Source organism: Hymenobacter psychrotolerans DSM 18569 (genome assembly GCF_900142395.1).
Taxonomy (GTDB): Bacteria; Bacteroidota; Bacteroidia; order Cytophagales; family Hymenobacteraceae; genus Hymenobacter; species Hymenobacter psychrotolerans.
In genome coordinates, this window is sequence record NZ_FRAS01000010.1 from 52,926 (window position 1) to 72,942 (window position 20,017).

Annotated in this window: 16 protein-coding genes; 10 read left to right on the plus strand and 6 right to left on the minus strand. The window is 64.6% G+C overall.

The window, feature by feature from the left end; genetic code table 11:
* Positions 1-243 precede the first annotated feature (243 nt).
* Positions 244-693: a GNAT family N-acetyltransferase gene (locus BUE15_RS10550; protein ID WP_073284320.1), complete on the minus strand. Its 450-nt coding sequence runs from the start codon at positions 691-693 to the stop codon at positions 244-246.
* Positions 694-835: 142 nt separating this feature from the next.
* Between BUE15_RS10550 and BUE15_RS10555 the strand changes: the two genes are divergently transcribed.
* On the plus strand, positions 836-1,816 hold the full coding sequence (locus BUE15_RS10555) for an aldo/keto reductase (protein WP_073284323.1): 981 nt from the start codon (positions 836-838) through the stop codon (positions 1,814-1,816).
* 12 nt (positions 1,817-1,828) lie between these two features.
* Here BUE15_RS10555 and BUE15_RS10560 read toward each other — a convergent pair whose 3' ends face one another.
* Entirely contained in the window at positions 1,829-2,692 is an 864-nt protein-coding gene (locus BUE15_RS10560) for an EamA family transporter (RefSeq protein ID WP_073284326.1), read from the minus strand.
* A 200-nt stretch (positions 2,693-2,892) separates the two neighbouring features.
* On the opposite strand from BUE15_RS10560, the gene BUE15_RS10565 reads away from it, so the two are divergent.
* The 3 genes from BUE15_RS10565 to BUE15_RS10575 all read left to right on the plus strand — a co-directional run bounded on the left by BUE15_RS10565 (position 2,893) and on the right by BUE15_RS10575 (position 5,167).
* Complete coding sequence (locus BUE15_RS10565; protein ID WP_073284329.1) at positions 2,893-3,330, plus strand: DUF4136 domain-containing protein; 438 nt, start codon at positions 2,893-2,895, stop codon at positions 3,328-3,330.
* Between the two features lie 216 nt (positions 3,331-3,546).
* Positions 3,547-3,810 carry a hypothetical protein gene (locus BUE15_RS10570; RefSeq protein WP_073284332.1) on the plus strand — a complete coding sequence of 88 codons (264 nt, stop codon included), beginning with the start codon at positions 3,547-3,549 and terminating at the stop codon, positions 3,808-3,810.
* A 229-nt stretch (positions 3,811-4,039) separates the two neighbouring features.
* Positions 4,040-5,167: a glycoside hydrolase family 43 protein gene (locus tag BUE15_RS10575; RefSeq protein WP_244535936.1), complete on the plus strand. Its 1,128-nt coding sequence runs from the start codon at positions 4,040-4,042 to the stop codon at positions 5,165-5,167.
* 89 nt (positions 5,168-5,256) lie between these two features.
* On the opposite strand, the gene BUE15_RS10580 is transcribed toward BUE15_RS10575, so the two are convergent.
* Positions 5,257-6,459, minus strand: a complete 1,203-nt coding sequence (locus BUE15_RS10580) for a Gfo/Idh/MocA family protein (protein ID WP_073284595.1) — start codon at positions 6,457-6,459, stop codon at positions 5,257-5,259.
* 296 nt (positions 6,460-6,755) lie between these two features.
* On the opposite strand from BUE15_RS10580, the gene BUE15_RS10585 reads away from it, so the two are divergent.
* Positions 6,756-10,931 (plus strand): FG-GAP-like repeat-containing protein, encoded by a 4,176-nt coding sequence (locus BUE15_RS10585; RefSeq protein WP_073284336.1) that lies wholly within the window; start codon positions 6,756-6,758, stop codon positions 10,929-10,931.
* 176 nt (positions 10,932-11,107) lie between these two features.
* On the opposite strand, the gene BUE15_RS10590 is transcribed toward BUE15_RS10585, so the two are convergent.
* Positions 11,108-11,611: a hypothetical protein gene (locus BUE15_RS10590; RefSeq protein ID WP_073284339.1), complete on the minus strand. Its 504-nt coding sequence runs from the start codon at positions 11,609-11,611 to the stop codon at positions 11,108-11,110.
* 452 nt (positions 11,612-12,063) lie between these two features.
* Here BUE15_RS10590 and BUE15_RS10595 point away from each other — a divergent pair, with 452 nt between their 5' ends.
* Positions 12,064-14,208 (plus strand): catalase, encoded by a 2,145-nt coding sequence (locus tag BUE15_RS10595; RefSeq protein ID WP_073284343.1) that lies wholly within the window; start codon positions 12,064-12,066, stop codon positions 14,206-14,208.
* Positions 14,209-14,285: 77 nt separating this feature from the next.
* Here the strand turns inward: BUE15_RS10595 and BUE15_RS10600 are convergent, their stop codons facing one another.
* A complete protein-coding gene (locus BUE15_RS10600) occupies positions 14,286-15,662 on the minus strand; it encodes a sensor histidine kinase (protein ID WP_073284346.1) in 1,377 nt (458 codons plus the stop codon).
* 1 nt (position 15,663) lies between these two features.
* Positions 15,664-16,329, minus strand: a complete 666-nt coding sequence (locus tag BUE15_RS10605) for a response regulator transcription factor (protein ID WP_073284349.1) — start codon at positions 16,327-16,329, stop codon at positions 15,664-15,666.
* A 431-nt stretch (positions 16,330-16,760) separates the two neighbouring features.
* On the opposite strand from BUE15_RS10605, the gene BUE15_RS10610 reads away from it, so the two are divergent.
* From BUE15_RS10610 to BUE15_RS10625, 4 genes are all read left to right on the plus strand, one after another.
* Entirely contained in the window at positions 16,761-17,216 is a 456-nt protein-coding gene (locus tag BUE15_RS10610; protein WP_073284351.1) for a thioredoxin family protein, read from the plus strand.
* 4 nt (positions 17,217-17,220) lie between these two features.
* Positions 17,221-18,315 carry an FAD:protein FMN transferase gene (locus tag BUE15_RS10615; RefSeq protein WP_084548975.1) on the plus strand — a complete coding sequence of 365 codons (1,095 nt, stop codon included), beginning with the start codon at positions 17,221-17,223 and terminating at the stop codon, positions 18,313-18,315.
* On the plus strand, positions 18,312-18,548 hold the full coding sequence (locus tag BUE15_RS10620) for a DUF4266 domain-containing protein (protein WP_073284354.1): 237 nt from the start codon (positions 18,312-18,314) through the stop codon (positions 18,546-18,548). Before BUE15_RS10615 ends, BUE15_RS10620 begins: the two co-directional genes overlap by 4 nt.
* A 93-nt stretch (positions 18,549-18,641) precedes the next feature.
* Positions 18,642-19,901, plus strand: coding sequence for a DUF3570 domain-containing protein (locus tag BUE15_RS10625; protein WP_073284357.1), 1,260 nt, complete (start codon positions 18,642-18,644; stop codon positions 19,899-19,901).
* The last annotated feature ends 116 nt before the right edge of the window (positions 19,902-20,017 follow it).

Here is a 20,017-nt window from a genome sequence, read left to right on the forward strand (position 1 = left end):
ACCACTCGGATAAGCAGCCTGCGAAGGTAGAGCAATCCGGCCGGCAAAAAAGCGCGCTACCAGCGCAAATACGTTTCTCAGCGCGCCGGCAGCCATGGGTTCTGAAGCACAAGCACAACCATAGCGGCCGACAGAAATTCCCGGGACAAAATAAATATTTAGCAGAGGGCAGGTAGCAGACCGGTACCTGGCGGCAGTGCCCGGGCTGCTGCCCGTAGCGGCTGCCGGGGCTGCGCGGCTTGGCTACGGCCGCACCATATGAATATGCGCAATCCCGTCTTCCAGATACCCTTCGCCGACCTGCCGGAACCCGAAGCTTTCATAAAAGGCCTGGAGGTAGAGCTGGGCGCCAATCTGGATGGGCTGCGCGCCGAATAGCTGCTCCACTGCCCCAATAGCCTGCTGCAGCAGCTCGCGGCCCAGCCCGTAGCGCCGGAATTTCGGGCTGACTACCACGCGCCCGATGCTGGCCTCGGGGTAGCTGATGCCGGCCGGAAACAGCCGGGCATACGCCGCCAGCTCGCCGGCTTCGGTGTGGCCCAGCAGATGATGCGCGGCCTGGTCCTGCCCGTCGATGTCCTGAAACGCGCAGGTTTGCTCTACCACAAACACTTCGGAACGCAGCTGAAGCAGGGCGTAAAGCTCCGGTAAGGTGAGGGCCGAAAAGGGCTGGGTGGTCCAGGTGAGGGTCATGGGGGCGGCAGAAATGAGCAGATACGGCGCAAAGATGGCAGTGCTGCCGCCAAATCCGGTGCCTGGCGGGCAAGCCCGGCCGCAGCGCTTCTGCGGCGGCCTGCGTATAGCTGGTTTCTCTACGGCCACCACCTTCGCAAGTATGGACTATGTTCGGTTAGGGGCCACGGGCCTCAAAGTTTCCAAAATCTGCCTCGGCACCATGACCTACGGCACGCCCACCGAGCGGTGGCCCTGGGCCCTGAAAGAGGAGCAAAGCCGCCCCTTCATCCAGAAAGCGCTGGAGCTGGGCATCAACTTCTTCGACACGGCCGACGTGTATTCCAATGGTGCCAGCGAAGAGGTGGTAGGCCGGGCCCTGCGCGACTTTGCCCGGCGCGACGAAGTAGTGCTGGCTACTAAGGTCTACAACCCCATGGGGCCGGGGCCCAACCAGCGCGGCCTGTCCCGCAAGCACATTTTGAGCGCCATTGATGCCAGCCTCAAGCGCCTCGGCACCGACTACGTAGACCTCTACCAGATTCACCGCTGGGACTACGATACGCCCATTGAGGAAACGCTGGAGGCGCTGCACGACGTGGTGAAGGCCGGCAAAGCCCGCTACATCGGGGCCAGCAGCATGTTTGCCTGGCAGTTTGCGCAGGCCCTGTACCTGGCCGACAAGCACAACTGGACCCGCTTTGTGAGCATGCAGCCGCACTACAACCTGGTGTACCGCGAGGAGGAGCGCGAGATGCTGCCGCTGTGCCAGGACCAGAGCATCGGCGTGATTGCCTGGTCGCCGCTGGCGCGGGGGCTGCTGACGGGCGGCCGCGGCAAGGAGCGCAACGAAACCGAACGGGCCCGCACCGATGCGTTCGGCAAAAGCCTCTACGGCCGCGACGACGATTTTGCGGTGGCCGACCGGGTGACGGAAATAGCCCGGGAGCGAGGCCTGCCCAACGCCCAGATTGCCCTGGCCTGGCTCCTGAGCAAGCCCGCCGTTACGGCTCCGATTGTGGGCGCCAGCAAACCGGGCCACCTGGAAGATGCCGTGGCCGCCGTGTCGGTGCAGCTGACTCCGGACGAAATCCGGCGGCTGGAAGAACCGTATCAGCCCCATCCGGTGCTGGGCTTCTCCTGAGGCCGCGCGGGGCTACTCGCCGCCGACCGGGGGCGCCGTGGTCAGGGTAGCGCCGAAGCTGGCCGCCACGATAAAAGCCACGGCCAGCCATTGGTTGCTGGTCAGCTGCTCGCCCAGCAGCAGCCAGCCCGAAAAGGCGGCGGCCACCGGTTCCAGGCTCATCAAGATGCTGAAGGTGCGGGTGGGCATGGTGCGGAGGGCCTGCATTTCCAGCGAGAAAGGCAGCACACTGGAAAATATGGCCAGCAACACGCCCAGCAGCAGCAAATAAGGGCTCAGCGCCAAGAGGTTGCCGATTGCTGCCCCGAAAGGCAAAATAGTGAGAGCCGCAACCAGCATTCCGACCGTGACGGCCAGTTGCCCGGGCAGCACGGCCCCCGTGCGGCGTCCTAAGATGATGTAAAGCGCCCAGCAGCCCCCGGCGGCCAGCGCAAAGCCTGCTCCCAGCATATCGATGCCCTGGCCCTGCCACGGCGCAATGAGGGCAATGCCGGCCCCGGCCAGCAGCACCCACACCAAATCCAGGGCGCGGCGCGAGCCGGCCAGCGCCACGCCCAGCGGCCCCACAAACTCCAGCGTTACGGCCAGTCCCAGCGGAATGCGGGCCAGGGCGCAGTAGAACAGAAAGTTCATGAGCCCCAGTACCACCCCATACGGCACCACTGCCCGCCACTGCTCCGGCCGCAGCTGCCGCAGCCGGGGCCGCACCACCAGCACCAGCAGCACCGCCGAAAAGCCGATGCGCAGGCTGGCGGTGCCGGCCGGCCCGGCCACCGGAAACAGGCCTTTGGCAATGGCGGCCCCGCCCTGCACGCTCACAATGGAAAGCAGCACGGCCGGCAGCGGCGGCAACGTAAATCGGGAGGGAGAAGCCAACGGGAAGGGGCCTGAATGCGGATGGAAACGACGACGATGAGCGGAAACCTGCGCCTGCTCAGCCGGCGGCAAAGCTACTCTTAAAGTTGCCGGATGCGGCAGAAATTCCTTGTTGTACTGGCTGTGAGCCAGGAGTTTTACGTAATCCAATGCCCAGGGCCTGTGGCTCTGACCTGTTTACTATCACTTTATCCAGTACCATGAAGCCATTCCTGATTCTGCTACCAGCCCTGTCCGTTGCGGCCTGCTCGCCGGTGCGCGTCGAGTCCACGACGCAGGCGCCGGACGTTGATTTTGCCTCCTACAAAACCTACAACTTCCTGGACGTAACGGCCCGCAACGAAGACGCCTTCCGGGGCAGCAGTGCCAACGTGGACGAGCTGAAGCGGGCCGTGGCGCGCGAAATGGAGCTGCGGGGCTACCGCCGGGCCGACACGCCCGAGCTGTGGGTGAACATCGGGGTAGTGACGGAAGAGAAAGTCCAGACCCGCGAAACCAACATCCAGTGGGACGGGCCGCGCTACATCGGGCAGCGCAACTACCACTGGCAGAGCCAGCAGGTGCCCACCGGAACCTACCGCGAAGGCACCGCCACCGTAGACGTGGTAGACGCGGCCCGCAACCAGCAAATCTGGTAGGGCGTGGCGGCCAGCACCCTCTCCAAAGACCCGGAAAAGCTGTCCGCGCGCATTGATGAAGGCATTGCTGCCATGTTTAAGTCCTTTCCGGTAGCGCCCCGCCCGTAGCGGCCCGCCCGAAACCGGCACCCTGGCCGCTCACAATCCGTATCGGGAGAAGGCGGCCCTGTGTGCGGCCTGTCCCCGGAATTTCAGTTGATACGCTTACCCAATCTCATGAAAAAGAAAACCACCACCGCCCTCATCGGCGCTTCGCTGGCCGCGGCTGCCGGGGCCTACATCACCTATACCCGGGGCCAGTGGCCGTTCAGGAGCGTGCCCGCCGGCTCGGCTGCCGATATGGAGAAAAAGCGCAAACCCGCCAACTCTCCGGCTCCGGTAGATGTGGCCCTCACCAACGAAGTAGCTGAAGCCACGATGCACAACCCCAGCAACGCCGCCGATTTTGTGGATGAAGGAGCCACCGGCAACGCCGATTAGTTGCCCCTGAGCCATAGCAGGCCACTTGGAAGCCGGGCAGCCCGCCGGTTGCTATCGGAAACGATTGGATAGTTTATCTGCGGCGGCCGGGCGTTTCTGATAGGCCAGCAAGTAGGGGAGAGGTCTATATTTGGCGGGAGCCGCCGCGCCTTCCGGCTCGTTCGGGGGCGCGGCGGTTCCCGCTCCGCCTTTCTGAAAAGCATTGACCTCACCCTAAAACTTCCCCGCCTTGTTGTCGAAACCCCTGCCCCGACTTCTGCCTTCGCTGGCGCTGCTCCTGCCGCTGGCGCTGGCGCTGGCCACCTCCTGCCAGAGCAATACCCCCGAAACCGACACGGCAGCTTCCGGCTCCCAGCCCGCCGGTGCCGCCCCGGATTCGGCCGGCACGAAGTTTCTGAGCAAGCCGCTCATCAAAGACATCTATACCGCCGACCCTTCAGCGCACGTCTTCGACGGCAAAATCTACATCTATCCCTCGCACGACATTGAGGCGGGGATGCCGGAAAACGACAACGGTGACCATTTCGCCATGCGCGACTACCACGTGCTGTCCATGGACAGCATTGGGGGCAAGGTCACGGACCACGGCGTAGCCCTGGATATCAAGGATGTGGCGTGGGCCGGCCGGCAGATGTGGGCGCCCGATGCGGCCTTCAAAAACGACACGTACTACCTCTACTTTCCGGCCAAAGACAAGCAGGACGTGTTCCGCATCGGGGTGGCTACCAGCACCTCGCCCACTGGTCCGTTCAAGGCCCAGCCCCAGCCCATTGAGGGCAGCATGAGCATCGACCCGGCTATCTTCACGGACACCAATGGCGGCTCGTATCTGTACGTGGGCGGCATCTGGGGCGGGCAGCTGCAGCGCTGGCGCACCGGCCAGTACGACGCCAGCAACCCCAAAGAGCAGGAACCCGCCGACAACGAAGTGGCCCCCGGCCCGCGCGTGGCCCGCATGAGCTCCGACATGCTGCGCTTTGCCGAGCCGATGAAAGAGGTGAAGATTCTGGATCAGGACGGCAAGCCGCTGCTCGCCGGCGACAAGTCCCGGCGCTTTTTTGAGGGGGCCTGGGTGCACAAGCACAACGGCACCTACTACCTTTCCTATTCCACCGGCGACACGCACCTGCTGGTTTACGCCACCAGTACCTCGCCCTACGGCCCCTTCACGTACCAGGGCATTATCATGAACCCGGTGCAGGGCTGGACCACGCACCATTCCATCATCGAGCAGCAGGGCAAGTGGTACATCTTCTACCACGATACCGAGCTGTCGGGCAAGACGTGGCTGCGCAACATAAAAGTAGCCGAGCTGCCTCGCAACGCCGATGGCAGCTTCGGCACCATCACGCCGTAATTGCGCGATATGCTAACCACAAAAAAGCCGCCTGAACAGAAGTTCAGGCGGCTTTTTTATTGGCTTGAAAAAAGCAGGAAGTGCCCGCCTTACCGGCCGCTGCCCACCTCGTCCAGCACGGCCACCACGTCTTTGGTGGAAACCTTCCGGCCGGTTTCGGCGGCGCGGTAAATGGCCTGCAGCAGCTGCACGTCGCGGAGGCCCATTTCGCCGGGCACGCGGGTGGGCTTGTCGTTGAGGATGCAGTCGGCGAAGTCGTCTAGCTGGCGGGCCTGCTGGGGCACGTTCTGCAGGCTCATGGCGCCCTGGCTGCTACGGCCCGCAATGCCGCCGTAGCCGAAAGCCGGCTCCAGCTCCATCCAGTCTGTGGTGGTTTCGGCGCGCAGGCGGCTGCTCAGGTTTTCGGCGTAGCTGGTGCGGCAGTCGGCCACGCTCCCATCCCCGAACTGCATCTGCCAGCTTACGCCCGCCTCCACCTCCCGGAACAGGCCTTTGGGGTCGGGGTTGGGGGCCAGCTTCGCCGTCACGGATACCGGCAGCTCGCCTTTGGTGTATACCACGCCCTGCACGCAGTAAATGCCCATATCCATGAGCGGCCCGCCGCCGGCCAGCTCCTTGTCCACGCGCCAGGGCGTGTCGTTGTTGAAGCGGAAGCCATTGTCGGCCACCAGGCTTTTGATGGGGCCCAGCACTTTCTGCTGGCCCAGGCGCATCATTTCGCGGTGGTGGGGCTCGAAGTGCAGGCGGTAGCCGATGCTGAATTTCTTGCCCGACTTCTGCATAGCCGCCAGCATGCGGCGGCAGTCGGCGGCGGTGGGGGCCATGGGCTTCTCACAGATAACGTGCTTGCCGGCGCGGGCGGCGCGCTCCACGTACTCGGCGTGCAGCCCCACGGGCAGCACAATGTAGATGATGTCGATGGCCGGGTTGTCGGCTATCCTATCGAAGGTCTTGTAGTCGTAGATGTTCTGCTCGGGCAGGCGGTACTGCTGCTGCCACCGCGCCGCCTTGGCGGGGGTGCCTGTCACGATGCCGGCCAGCTTGCAGAGCCGGGTTTGCTGCAGGGCCGGGGCCAGCTGCCCGGTGCTGTATTTGCCCAGGCCCACCAGCGCTACGCCCAGCTGCCGGCCGGTTTGCAGGGCGTCGAGTGTAGCGGGCCCATAGTCGGTTTCCGTGAGCCACGCCAGCGGCCCGCCCAGCACCGAAGTGCCTGCGAGCGTAGCGCCCAGCCCCAACGAGAGCGTACGCATAAACTCCCGGCGCGAGGCCGCAGTAGTAGCAAAGGGTTTCATAGCCAGATGCGTTGGTGTACCCTGCTGTACCGCATTGTGGGCGCAGAGGTTGCTGCCGGGCTGATTGGCCCAGGGGGCTGGACCGTTACTTTTCATAGCTGACTGGGTATAGTCCGGGTCTATCGGTAAAAGGCAATATATTGCTGTGTTTTTGGGCTATCCTTGTAGTTTTTCGGTGGTAAGGAGGGGAGCTGTTCACTTTTTGCCTTCACCCTATTTCATCCTGTTTGTGCATGAAACACCTGTACACATCCCTGTATTTCAGTAAGAGTTGTGTTCCGGCAAGTCTCCGAACCTTGCTGTTACTAAGCCTGGCCGGGGCCAGCGGCGCGGCCCAGGCCCAGTTTGCGCCGTTTGTCAGCTACTCCGTTAGCGCAAGCCCCAGCTACCCCGTCCTCGCCGATCTGAACGGCGACGGCCGCCCCGACATCGTGGCGAGCAGCCTGTCAGCGGGTGGTATCAATGTGCTGCTGGGCCAGACCGGCGGCGCCTTTGGTGCCGCCAGCACCTATCCCGTGCAGGCCAATGCGGCGCCGTTCGGGCTGAAGCTCGGCGACGTGACCGGCGACGGTCGCCCCGACGCGGTAGTGGTCAACACCAGCATTAATCTGGGCTTGAGCGTGCTGCCGGGCCAGGCCAATGGCACGTTTGGCACGGCTACCAACTATCCGACCAATAACAGCGCCAGCGCTTACAACGTAGCCCTCGGCGATTTGAACAGCGACGGCCGCCTCGACGCGGTAGTTACCTCGGGCAATGGACTAGCCGTGTTTCTGGGCCAGGCCGGCGGCACACTCGGCACACCCTCCTTCGCTATATCCAGCGGCAGCGTGTACGGCGTGGACTTGGGCGACGTGAACGGTGATGGCCGCCTCGATGCGGTGGTCAGTAATTTCGAGAGTAGCAGCGGCACTACGGTGTCGGTGCTGCTGGGCCAGGGCGACGGCACGCTCGGCACCCCGATGCAGTACAACGTCGGCACGGCGCCCGCGGGCCTGAAGCTGGGCGACCTGAACGGCGACGGCCGCCTCGACCTGGTGGTGGCCAACTACAACAGCAGCAACCTGGGCGTACTGCTCGGGCAGGCCGGCGGCACGTTCGGCCTCATGACTGCCTACAGCAGCGGCGCGGCCAACCCGCGCGAAGTAGCCCTGGCCGACTTCAATCTCGACGGCCGCCTCGACGTGGTGGCCACCAACATGGGGCCGCTTTCGGGCGCCGCCGGCAGCACCGTAGGCGTGCTGCTGGGCCAGGGCAACGGCACGCTCGGCGCCGCCACCACCTACCCGGTCGGCAGTGGCAGCCGGCCCTGGGGCGTAGCGGCGGACGACGTGAACGGCGACGGAAAGCCGGACATCGTGACGGCCAACCGGGACAACAACACCGTCAGCGTACTCCTGAACTTCTCCCTGACAGCTCCCACGGCCAGCGGCGCCAGCCGCTGCGGCGCGGGCCCCGTTACGCTCACGGCCAGCGGCGCCCCGGCCGGCGGCTCGTACCGCTGGTACACGCAGGCTACCGGCGGCACGGCCATCAGCGGAGCCACCGGCAGCAGCTACACCACCCCCACGCTCTACGCCAGCACCACGTACTACGTCAGCGCGGTGACGGCTGCCAGCGAGGAAAGCTCCCGCACGGCCGTGACGGCTACCGTGAGCTACGTGGCGCCGCCCAGCATCGTGGCCGGCGGCCCGACGACCTTCAATGCCGGCGGCTCAGTAACGCTGACGGCCCGGCCCAACCTGGCGCTGAGCTTTACGGGCGTGAACAGCACCAGCAGCCAGCGCGTAACGACCAGCCTCAATGCCTCGCCCGCGGCAATGCCCAACACCACCTGGGAAGCTTGGGTGTACCCCACGCGCACGGGCTACGCCGTGCGCCAGACGGTGTTTTCGGTAGACGACGGCGGCTATGACCGTGGCCTCATCATCGAAGCCAATTCGAGCAGCTGGGGCGTGTTTACCGGCACGGAGGCGTGGCAGCCCACCACCGTCGACCTGAACCAGTGGCAGCACGTAGCCGTGGTGTATAGCAGCACGGGCATCCGCTTCTACAAGAACGGGGTGGAATACGTGTATGGCGGCGGCCCCAACACGGCCGGCACCACCAACCGCTTCACCATCGGCAGCAACCCGGGCTTCCTGAACGAGTCGTGGCAGGGCCAGATCGACGAGGTGCGGGTGTGGAACACGGCTCGCAGCCAGAGCCAGATCCAGAGCCTGCTGTTCGACGCACCGGCCGGCACTACTGCCGGGCTGGCCGGCTTCTGGCGCTTCAATGAGGGCAGCGGCAGCACCGCTACCGACGAAACGGGCAGCAACAACGGCACGCTCGCCAATGCCCCGGCCTACGTGACGCCCGGCCAGAGCAGCGTTGTGGCCTCGACCTACGCTTGGAGCCCGGCCACCGGCCTGAGCGCCACCAACACGGCCACGGTGACGGCCGCGCCCGGCAGCACCCAGACCTATACCGTGCAGGTGAGCAACGGCGGCACCTGCGCCAGCTCGGCCCAGCAAACCGTGACGGTGAACCCGCTCACGGACCTCATCGTCAGCACGGCGCAGAACATTCCGGCCGGCAGCTACAATACCATCACCGTGACGGGCACCGGCGCGGGCACGCTGACCGGCGCCGTAAGCGTGGCCGGCGCCCTGGTGGTGCAAGACGGTGGCTCGCTGAACACCAACTGCCAGCCGCTGACCGGCGCGGGCTCCTTTACCCTGCAGGACGGGGCCACGCTCAGAATCTGCTCGGCGGCCGGCATTACCAGCTCGGGCGCTACCGGCGCGGTGCAGCTGGCGGGCACGCGTAGCTTTTCGGCCGACGCCAACTACGTGTACAACGGCACGGCGGTGCAGGTGACTGGCAACGGCCTGCCCGCGCAGGTGCGCAACCTGACCTCGACCAACAACAACAACCTGACTCTCTCGCAGGCGGTGGCCATCCGGCAGGTACTGACGCTGAATGCGGGCAACCTGGTTCTCAGTAGCCGCACTCTGACGCTGCTTTCCGATGCTTCGGGCACGGCCCTGATTGCCAACCTGGGCGCTGGCTTCGTCTCGGGCACGACGGTGACGGTGCAGCGCTACATCGACCCCACGCTGAACCCCGGCCTGGGCTACCGCCACCTCTCGTCTCCGGTGGCCAATACCACGGCGGCCAGCTTCGGCTCGGGCGGCACCACGCTGGTGGTCAACCCCGCCTACAACACCTCGGCCACGCCCAACCAGGTGACGCCGTTTCCCACCATCTTTGCCTACGACCAGGCGCGGCTGGCCTCCTCGCCGGCCACTACGCTGTCGGCTTTCGATAAGGGCTGGGTTTCGCCCGGCTCCCTGTCCGAAGCGGCCCAACTGGCCACCCATGGCTTCACGGTGCAGCTGCCGGGCGCCCAGACGCTGAGCTTCACCGGTCAGGTAGGCAACAGCAGCGGCTCCATTTCGCTGAGCCGGGCCAGCGGCGCCACGGCCGCCGACGCGGGCTGGAACCTCATCGGCAACCCCTATCCTTCGCCCCTGGATTTTAGCACCATCACGGCCGGACAACGCGTCAATATGGACGCGGCTTTCTACACCTACGAAAGCACGGCGCAGTACGTGGGGCAGTACCGGAGCTACATCAATGGGGTGGGCAACCCGCTTATCGGCACGGCGCAGGCCTTTTTCGTGCGGGTGAGCAGCGGCCAGACCAGCGGCTCGCTCATGCTCAACAACCCGAACCGCGTGACCAGCTACAGCCAGCAGGCGCCCGTGCGCCGCGGCACCGACCTGCGCCCCCTGGTGCGCCTGACGGTGCAGGGCAGCGGCAGCTCGTTGCTCGATGAAACCTATGTGTATTTCCAGGCCGGCGCCACGGCCGGCATTGATGCCGAATACGATGCCCTGAAACTGCCCAACTCCCACGGGCTGAACCTGGCCACCGTGGCCGCCGGCACGGGCCTCGCCATCAACGGCCTGCCCCAGCTGACGGCTGCCTGCGTGGTGCCCCTCACGCTGTATGTGCCGCAGGCCGGCAGCTACACCCTCACCGCCGCTGACCTGCTGAACCTGACCGGCGCCCAAGTGTACCTCCACGACGCCCAGACCAACCAGACCATCGATCTGCAGCAGACGGGCCGCTACACGTTCAGCACCGGCACGGCCACCAGCCTGCCCGGCCGCTTCGAGCTGCGCTTTGGCCCCGCCGGCCCCCTGGCTACCCAGCCGGGCCTGACGGCCGCCGGTATCGGGCTCTACCCGAACCCGGCCCACGAGAACTTCACGGTGCAGCTGCCGGCCGTCAGTGGCGTGAGCCGGGTGCAACTGGGCCTCTACAACAGCCTCGGCCAGCAGGTGCGCGAGCTGACGCAGCCGCTGGGCAGCACCGGCCTGCAGGCCCAGCTGTCGGTGGCCGACCTGGCGCCCGGCGTGTACGTGCTGCGCGTGCAGGCCGGCACGGCCACGCTCACCAAACGCGTGGTGGTGGCCCGCTAGCTCTGCGCTCCTTTGTTTTTGCACGCGTTGCCGCGTCGCCCGGGTGGGGTGGCGCGGCAACGTTTTTTTCGGCCCGAAGCGGAGGGGCAGGGGGGAATGGCCCGCTGGGGCCCGTATGCCGACCGGTCGGACCGTCTGCGGCGGTCGGACCGGGGGTGGAGCGGTCGGACGGGGCGCTAGGCGCGCAGCCAGCGCTCCATGCGCGGGAAGCCGGCCGTGGTGGTCAGCCCCATCCAGACCAGCAGCGGCAGCCCGATGTACTGGCCACCCTCGAAGCTGCTGATCAGCCACTCGCTCTGGCCCTTGTAGCCGTCGGGGTGAAAGACCACGGCCGGCGGCAGCGCCAGCGCCCGTGCGGCGGCGTAGCTCCAGGCCAGCACCGCCAGCTCTTCGCCCTCCTTCTCGGGGTGGTTTTGCGTGATGTTGCCGCCCACGGTAGGCCGCTCGGCGGCGGGCGTCACGGCCAGGTGGCCGGCCTCGTGCAGAATGTCGCCGGGGTAGAGCAGGCGCGTGCGGTCCAGCACCAGCGCGCCGCGCTCCAGCAGCAGCCCCGGCAGAAACGTGGGTTGCCGGAGCGGAGCCTCGCGCACTTCCAGCCCGATTTCGCGCACGAACGCCAGCAGCGGATCAATCTGCGCGGCGGGCGCGGCATTGGGTTTTGAAGAAAACAGGCGGAACATGGGCAGGAAGGGGCAGAGCCAAGGCGTAAACGAAGCTCTAAAATACTGGCCGTTGAGCTAATCCGTTGAGAAACCACTCTTTCTAAGCGCAGAAAGCCCCACCGTGGGCCTGTTTTTGGGCAGGCTGGCGGCAGGGCCCGCCTGAGATACGCCCGTTACTCACCCTAGCCTGTTTTGCTGGTCTTCGGCTGACGTTTGCTGCTAAGTGTGCGGGCCTGACACTACCAGCGGAACTCCGAAAACCAATTCGCCTTGTATCTCGTCGTCTCTGTAACGAGCTAGTAATAAGCATATTAACTACGTACATCGATTACTGTCTGATAGAGGCTGCACAGCTAGAAAGACGGAAAATCAGCTGCCGGCGCCCGGCTTGCGTACCAACTGCCGTGCAGTTGCCGGTTCAGGTTATACCAGCTCGGCGGTGCGCTATACCATCCTTTCCTCTCTTTCCCATGAGTAAATCAACCCACGAATCCTCCGACGCCAAGTCGCGGGACCTGGAGCAAAACCGTGAATACGGCGCGGGCGAGTTCCTGACCTCCAACCAGGGGGTGCGCATCAACGACGACCAGAACTCCGAAAAAGCCGGCGAGCGTGGCCCGACCCTGCTGGAAGACTTTCTGCTGCGCGAAAAAATCACCCACTTCGACCACGAACGGATTCCCGAGCGGGTGGTGCACGCCCGCGGCGTGGCGGCCCACGGCTACTTCGAGGCCTACGACAATGCCAGCCAGTACTCAAAAGCTCACTTCCTGCAGCCGGGCGTGCGCACGCCCATTTTTACCCGCTTCAGCACCGTGGCCGGCTCGCGCGGCTCCACGGATCTGGCCCGCGACGTGCGCGGCTTTGCCGTGAAGTTTTATACTCAGGAGGGCGTCTACGATTTTGTGGGCAACAACATCCCGGTGTTCTTCATCCAGGATGCCATCAAGTTTCCGGATCTGGTTCACGCCGTGAAACCCGAGCCCCACAACGAAATTCCGCAGGCGGCCTCGGCCCACAATACCTTCTGGGACTTTATTTCCGTGAATCCCGAGGCCATGCACATGGTGCTCTGGACGATGTCGGACCGGGCCATTCCGCGCAGTCTGCGCACCATGGAAGGCTTCAACATTCACACCTGGCGCCTGATTGACGCCGCGGGCACCTCCCGGTTCGTCAAGTTTCACTGGAAGCCCAAGCAGGGCATCCAGTCCGTGATGTGGGACGAGGCCCTGCAGATTTCGGGCAAGGACCCCGACTTCCACCGCCGGGACCTGTGGGACAACATCGAGCAGGGCAACTTCCCCGAGTGGGAGCTGGGCGTGCAGGTGGTAGAGGAAGCCGACGAGCACAAGTTCGACTTCGACCTGCTGGACCCCACCAAAATCATTCCCGAGGAGCTGGTGCCCGTGACCATCATTGGCAAGATGGTGCTGGACCGCAACCCCGATAACTACTTCGCCGAAACCGAGCAGGTGGCCTTCCACCCCGGCCACGTGGTGCCCGGCATCGACTTCACCAACGACCCGCTGCTGCAGGGCCGCCTGTTCTCGTACACCGACACCCAGCTCACGCGCCTGGGCGGGCCGAATTTCCACGAAATTCCGATTAACCGCTCGGTAGCCCCCATCCACAACAACCAGCGCGACGGCCACATGCGCCAGCAGGTGAACGTGGGCAAAACCAGCTACTCGCCCAACCTGCTCAACGACAACACGCCCAAGCAGGCCAAGGTGAGCGAGGGCGGCTTTGTGAGCCACCAGGAGCGGGTAGAAGGCCGCAAAGTACGGGCCCGCAGCAAGAGCTTCATCGACCACTACTCGCAGGCCCGCCTGTTCTGGAACAGCCAGGCCGACTGGGAAAAGGCTCACATCGTGAAGGCCCTGCGCTTTGAGCTGGGCAAAGTGGAGGAGGAATCGGTGCGCCAGCGGATGCTGATTCACCTGAGCCTCGTGGCCGACGAGCTGGCCCAGCGCGTAGCCAAAGGCCTGGGCCTGGAAGTTCCATCAGCCGAAGGTGTGCAGCTCAACTACATTGTGGGCGCTGATGCCGACGTGGCCGCCCACCAGTCCAAGCCCGCCACCGGCAAGGAAGGAAAGTCGGCCGCGCTCAGCATTGAGTTCAGCCCGGTGAATAAGCAGAAGGATATCAAAACCAAGCAGGTAGCCATTCTGGCCGCCGATGGCGCCGACGCCGCCAGCATTGCGGCCCTGAAAAAAGCCCTCGAAGCCGGCGGCGCTACGGCCAAGCTGGTCGCCCCGCACCTGGGCATGCTGAAAGTGAGCGGCGGCGAGGCCCTGCGCATTGATTTCAGCCTGCAAACCACCGCGTCGGTGCTCTTTGACGGGGTATATGTGGCCGGCGGCGAGCAGAGCGTGCAAACCCTGCGGCAGCAGCCCGATGCCGTACACTTTATCAACGAAGCCTACCGCCACTGCAAGCCCGTGGGCGCCGCGGCCCCGGGCGAAACGCTGCTGAAAGCAGCCGCCTACGCGGGGGCTGAGGCGCTGCCCGGCGGCCCCGGGGTGAGCGTCGGAAAGCCGAAGCAGTTCATCCAGGACCTGACCACCGGCCGCTTCTGGGAGCGGGAGCTCACATCGGAGCCGAAGGTGTAGCCGCCTCCAGACCCACAGAAAAGCCCCGCGCACTGCCGTGCGCGGGGCTTTTCTGTATCCGGCAGCCCGGGTCCCGTCTACGCGGGAAACAGGAGCGTGAACGTGGTGCCCTGGCCCAAGGTACTCGCTACCGTCAGCTCAATATCCAGCAGGGTGCAGGCCTTGGCGACGATGCTCAGGCCCAGTCCGGTGCCGCCGATGTGCTTGTGCTGCAGGGCATCCGAGCGGTACAGCGGATCGAAGATGTGGGCCTGCTCCTCCGGCCGGATGCCGATGCCCTGATCGGTCACGGTGCAGCGCAGCCGGCCAGCCACGGAAGTCAGGGCCACGGTGACCGTGGAGCCGGCGGGCGAATACTTGACGGCGTTGGAGAGCAGGTTATCCAGAATCAGATCCACCAGGTGAGGGTCGGCCACCACTGCGTGCGCTTCCCCATCTTCCACGTCCACGCGGATGCGCTTGGCCTCCAGGTCGGCCCGGTGGCGGTAGAGCACGTCGTGCACCGAGCTGAGCACTGACAATTCCTGCCGGTTCAGGCCCTTGGCGTGGTTCTCGAAGCGGGCCATGAGCAGCAGCTGGTCCACCAGGTGAGTGAGGCGGTCAATCTCACGGATGCCGAGCTGAATGCTGGCCACGTACTCCTCGGGGGTGCGGGGCTTGCGCACCAGCACTTCCAGCGTACCCTTGAGCACGGCCAGCGGGGTGCGCAGCTCGTGCGAGGCATCGGCCGTGAATTGCTTTTCGCGCTCCACGGCCTGCTCTACGCGGCCCAGCAGGCCGTTGATGGCCGTGGCCAGCGTGTGCAGCTCGTCGGGGCGGGGGGGCAGGGCAATGCGCTCGGTCAGGTTGTCGCGGGTGATACGGTCAGTGGTGCCCGTGATGTGCACGATGGGCGCGATGCTGCGCCCGGCCAGCCACTGGGCCGTGCCGTAGAGGGCCAGCAGCACCACCGGAAACGAGAGCAGCAGCACCGAGCCGAGGCTGTCGAGCACGTGCCTAGCCGATTCGGTGGGCACGGCCACCAGCAGGTAGCCCCGCCCGCGGCCCTGCTGCACAATGGGCTCCTGCAGCTGCCGGATGGCGCGGCCGCGCAGCGAAGCGTCCACCATGCGGCGGCCATCGGCCAGGTGGAAGAGCAGCTGGTTCGCCTTCAGGTTGGGCGAGCGGTCCATGAGCCGGCCCCGCGCATCGTTGATCTGCACGAACACCGGCGCCACATCCACCTGCTGGTGCTCCTGCTCTTCCCATTCCCCCTTGTGGGCAAAGCGCAGCGAGTCGCCGTCGAAGAACAGCTCGTTGAGGTGCTTGGCCGCCTGCAGGCGCAGGCCCCCGTCCAGGTCGGCGTATACCTGCTGGCGCACTACCCCGAATACGACCAGGTAAGCGGCGGCTACCAGGGCGGCCGTGGCCAGCACATAGTGCAGGGCGATGCGGTTTTTAAAGGTCAGGGCCATATCAGTCGCGGGCCACGTAGCCGACGCCGCGGATGGTGTGCAGGCATTCGTCCTCCTTGCTCAGACGCAGCTTTTTGCGCAGCGCGTTCATATACACATCAATAACGCCGGTGTTGTACTCGAAGTGAATGTCCCAGACCTGCTCAATGATGCTCTGGCGGCGGCAGACCGTGCCCTTGTGGCGCAGCAGGTACTCCAGCAGGGCAAATTCCTTCTGGGTCAGACTCACTTCCTCCTCTCCCCGGAACACCTGGTGCGTGGCTACATCCAGCCGGATGGGCCCTACCGTGAACTGCTCCGTCGACGCGGGCCGGGGCCGCAGCTGCACCCGGATGCGCTCCAGCAGCTCCTCGAAGTGGAAAGGCTTCTTGATGTAGTCGTTGGCCCCGGCCTGCAGCCCGGCAATGGTATCCTGCACCGTGTCCTTGGCCGTGAGGAAAATGAGAGGCGTGGCGTGGCCGCCCGCCCGCAGCTGCCGGCACACCTCCAGGCCCGTCAGGCCGGGCAGCATCCAGTCCACCAGCAGCAGGTCGTAAGAGCGGGCCAGCGCCTTCGCCAGGCCCGTCGGGCCCGTGTCGGCCACGTCCACGGCATAGCCCTCCTCCTCCAGGCCCTGGGTGAGGAAGCGGGCAATGCCTGGCTCGTCTTCGATCAGTAAAATACGCATACCGGGGTCAGGCTAAAGAATGGACCACCGCAGGCGCAGGCCTCGCCCCCGGCGGAGTACCGCGTCCCAACCTAACGCTATTCCCTGGCCGAAGATGCTGCCCCGCGCTGCGTCCGCCGCATTTTAAGCAAATCTTAAGCGTGAATCCGCCTTTTGCTTTGCTCCAGCCTCGTTATTCGCAGCGTTCAATTTTCTGACCGGCCCGGTGCTGCGCAGCCTGCTCCTGGTGGCTCAGCCGCCTGACACGGCTCGTCCTTTGTACGGCTGGCCCACTACTCACCAGCACCCGGTCGGGGCTCATCGGCCAGCCATCGAGAAGGGCGCCAATTCTTAAGAGTTGCTTAAGAAGCCCCCGTCGCGGAACTGGTTGCGTAGGGTAGCACGGTTTATGGCTTTAACCGAATTTTAATTTCTCTCTTACCTCTCCTGCCATGCGCTTCCTCTCGTTTTGCCTGCTGTTGCTCTTCTCGGCCATTGGCGTGCAGGCCCAGCCTTCACCCGTAACCTGGAACACGGACCTCACCCAAGCGCTGCAACAGGCCAAAGCCACGAACAAGCCGGTGCTGGCCGTGTTTTCGGGCTCCGACTGGTGCAAGCCCTGCATCATGCTCTCAAAGGAAGTGTTCGACCAGCCCGAGTTTCAGCAGTACGCCAAAGACAAGCTGGTGCTGGCCCGCTTTGATTTCCCGCGCAGCAAGAAAAATAAGCTGCCCGCTGCCCAGACCAAGCTAAACGAGCAAGCCGCCGCGCAGCTCAACAAGGAAGGCGCGTTTCCGCTGGTCGTGCTGCTTTCGCCCGAAGGCAGGGTGCTGGCCAAAACCGGCTACCGTCCTGGCGGCCCCGCCGCCTACGACGCGTATCTGACGCAGCTCTTAGCTAAGCACTAGTCCCATGCCTCGCCTTTTTCGTGCTGCCGTTGCTCTTGGTTGGGTGGCAGCCGGGGTGCTGAGTTTGGGGCTTTTTGCCCCGCTCACCGCGCAGGCTGGCCCTGGCCCAGGGGCGGTGCCCAAGCCGCGCAACTTCACCCGCTCGGCCCATTTGATGGGCTCCCACTTCACGTTCACGGCCGTGTCCAGTGATGATTCGCTGGCGTGGCGGGCCATTCGGGCGGGTATCCGGGAGGCGCAGCGCATCGACCGGCTGTGCTCGTACTGGGATTCCACCTCGCAGATCACGCAGGTAAACCGCGCCGCCGGGATACGGCCCGTGGTGGTCGACCAGGAAGTGTACGACCTGATTGCGCGTACGCTCAAGCTCTCCAAACTCAGCAACGGGGCTTTCGACATCACCTTCGCCGGCGGCGAGAAGATTTATACGTTCGACCGTAAAGAGCACGCCGCCTTGCCCGCGCCGGAAGTGGTGAAGGCTTCCGTGGCGCGCATCAACTACCAGAAAGTGCTGCTCGACCCGGCCACGCATTCGGTGATGCTTCAGGACAAGGGCATGCGCATGAATCTGGCCGGTATTCTGCAAGGCTACGGCGTGCGGCGCGCCCAGGCCCTGATGCGGCAGATGGGCATTGCGGGCGGGCTCATCAACGGCTCCGGCGACGTCTCGTGCTGGGGCAGGCAGGCGGATGGCTCCGGCTGGCGCATTGCCATCGGCGACCCGGCCTATCCGCAGTCCGTGTCCTCGTGGCTGACGGTATCGGACATGGCCGTGGTGACGGCCGGCAACTACGAGCAGTATTTCACGGTGCAGGGCCAGTACTACGGCCACATCATCAACCCGCACACAGGCTACCCGGCCACCGGGCTGCGCTCCGTCACCATTATCTGCCCCGACGTGGAGCTGGCCGACGGGCTGGATGAGGTGGTGTTCGTGCTGGGCCCCGAGGAAGGGCTGGCCTTCATCAACAAGCTGAAGGGCGTCGACTGCACGCTCATCACCAACGACGGCCGCACGCTCACCTCAAAAAACATGCAAATCAACTATTACTCCACGCCCGGCCAGCCGGCGGCGGCCACTTCTTCCCCGAAACCATGACATCATTCAGCATACTCCGCCTGGCCCTGGGCAGCAGCCTGCTGCTGCTGGCCGGCAACGCCCTGAGCGGCTGCGTGTCGGTGGCGGCCTACCAGAAAGTGTACCTCAACGACGAGGACATGAAGCTCGCTAACAAGCGCATTGAGGTGTACGAAACCAACTTCCAGAGCTACCGCGAAGGCGCCGGCGGGGCCAATGGCGGCAAAGTAGGCGGCGGCTGCGGCTGCAATTGAGTATTCAGTAGTGAGTATTAAGTATTTAGATTCTTGACCTGATTGCTAAATACTCACTACTGAATACTAACTACTCAATACAATTCTTCACTCATGCGCCCCTTTTCGCCCGCCGTTCTTACTGCTGCCCTGCTTGTGCTACCCGCTCTGGTGTGGGCGCAGGCCACACCCACGCCCAACCGGGTGGATGGCTACGGCGCCCCGGCTACCACGGTGCCCCGCCCCGCCAACCCTAACAACCGCGGTGAAACCGAGGTCAATATTCTGACCAGCTATTACGAGCAGGATGGCAACCACAGCGCCGTGGAAGGCGGCCAGGGCACCCAGCACCTCACCGACCTCACGCCCACCATCCTGCTGAACGTGCCGCTCGACTCGGTGACGCGTCTGGCGGCCAACTTCGGAGTGGACTACTACGCCTCCGCGTCCACCGACCGTATCGACCAGGTGCTGTCCTCGCCTTCCTCCAGCGACACCCGGTACCATCTGGACCTGGGCCTTTCGCGCCAGCTGGCCGACAAGCGAACCATTGTGGGCGTGGGCGGCGGCTTCTCGTCCGAGTACGACTATCTGTCGTTTAACGTGTCGGGCTCCTGGGCGCGCGCCTCCGCCGACGGCAACCGGGAGCTGAGCGTGGCGGGTCAGGTCTTTTTCGATAAGGTCACCGTGATCCGGCCCATCGAGCTGCGCAACACGCCGGAGTTGCCCGGCGGCCCGACCCGCCAGAGCTACAACCTGAACATTGTGTACTCCCAGGTGCTCAGCCAGCGCCTGCAGGCGGCCGTCAGCACCGAGCTGGTGGCCCAGCGAGGGCTGCTGAGCACGCCGTTTCAGCGGGTGTATTTCCGGGAAACCGGCGGCGCCTTCGGCACGGCCAAAGCGGAGGTGCTGCCCCGGCAGCGCTACAAGTTTCCCGTGGGTTTGCGCCTGACCTACTATGCCACCGACCTGGTGCAGGTGCGCGGCTACTACCGGTTCTACCACGACAACTTCGGCATTTCGGCCCACACGTTTGAGCTGGAAACGCCGGTGAAAGTGACGCCGTTTTTTGTGCTTTATCCCTTCTACCGCTACCACAGCCAGACGGCGGCCGACTACTTCGCGCCCTACCTGCAGCATTCCATTACGGATACCTACTTCACCTCCGACTACGACCTGGCGGCCTTCGCGGCACACAAGGCGGGGCTGGGGCTGCGCTACTCGCCGGTGTACGGCATCGGGCGCTTCAAGACGCCGTTCAAGGGGCGCGTGGCGCAATTCAAGGCCCTGGACATACGCTACGCCTACTACCGCCAGACCACCGGCCTGAGCGCCAACCTGATCAGCGCCGACCTGTCGTTTATCCTGCCCTAGCCCGGCGCTTTCCCCCGCATAATGCGTACTACCGTAGGGCGCCGGCTGCGACTACCGTAGCTGGTTCGTATACTGCTAATGCGCAGCAATGAGCCGGTAATACTTCACCTCCAGCA

What these genes read in the sequence shown, in the direction of transcription:
- BUE15_RS10550 (WP_073284320.1), bottom strand. Translation starts at nt 693, where the DNA reads ATGACCCTCACCTGGACCACCCAGCCCTTTTCGGCCCTCACCTTACCG.
- BUE15_RS10555 (WP_073284323.1), top strand. Translation starts at nt 836, where the DNA reads ATGGACTATGTTCGGTTAGGGGCCACGGGCCTCAAAGTTTCCAAAATC.
- BUE15_RS10565 (WP_073284329.1), top strand. Translation starts at nt 2,893, where the DNA reads ATGAAGCCATTCCTGATTCTGCTACCAGCCCTGTCCGTTGCGGCCTGC.
- BUE15_RS10570 (WP_073284332.1), top strand. Translation starts at nt 3,547, where the DNA reads ATGAAAAAGAAAACCACCACCGCCCTCATCGGCGCTTCGCTGGCCGCG.
- BUE15_RS10580 (WP_073284595.1), bottom strand. Translation starts at nt 6,459, where the DNA reads ATGAAACCCTTTGCTACTACTGCGGCCTCGCGCCGGGAGTTTATGCGT.
- BUE15_RS10590 (WP_073284339.1), bottom strand. Translation starts at nt 11,611, where the DNA reads ATGTTCCGCCTGTTTTCTTCAAAACCCAATGCCGCGCCCGCCGCGCAG.
- BUE15_RS10595 (WP_073284343.1), top strand. Translation starts at nt 12,064, where the DNA reads ATGAGTAAATCAACCCACGAATCCTCCGACGCCAAGTCGCGGGACCTG.
- BUE15_RS10600 (WP_073284346.1), bottom strand. Translation starts at nt 15,662, where the DNA reads ATGGCCCTGACCTTTAAAAACCGCATCGCCCTGCACTATGTGCTGGCC.
- BUE15_RS10605 (WP_073284349.1), bottom strand. Translation starts at nt 16,329, where the DNA reads ATGCGTATTTTACTGATCGAAGACGAGCCAGGCATTGCCCGCTTCCTC.
- BUE15_RS10610 (WP_073284351.1), top strand. Translation starts at nt 16,761, where the DNA reads ATGCGCTTCCTCTCGTTTTGCCTGCTGTTGCTCTTCTCGGCCATTGGC.
- BUE15_RS10615 (WP_084548975.1), top strand. Translation starts at nt 17,221, where the DNA reads ATGCCTCGCCTTTTTCGTGCTGCCGTTGCTCTTGGTTGGGTGGCAGCC.
- BUE15_RS10620 (WP_073284354.1), top strand. Translation starts at nt 18,312, where the DNA reads ATGACATCATTCAGCATACTCCGCCTGGCCCTGGGCAGCAGCCTGCTG.
- BUE15_RS10625 (WP_073284357.1), top strand. Translation starts at nt 18,642, where the DNA reads ATGCGCCCCTTTTCGCCCGCCGTTCTTACTGCTGCCCTGCTTGTGCTA.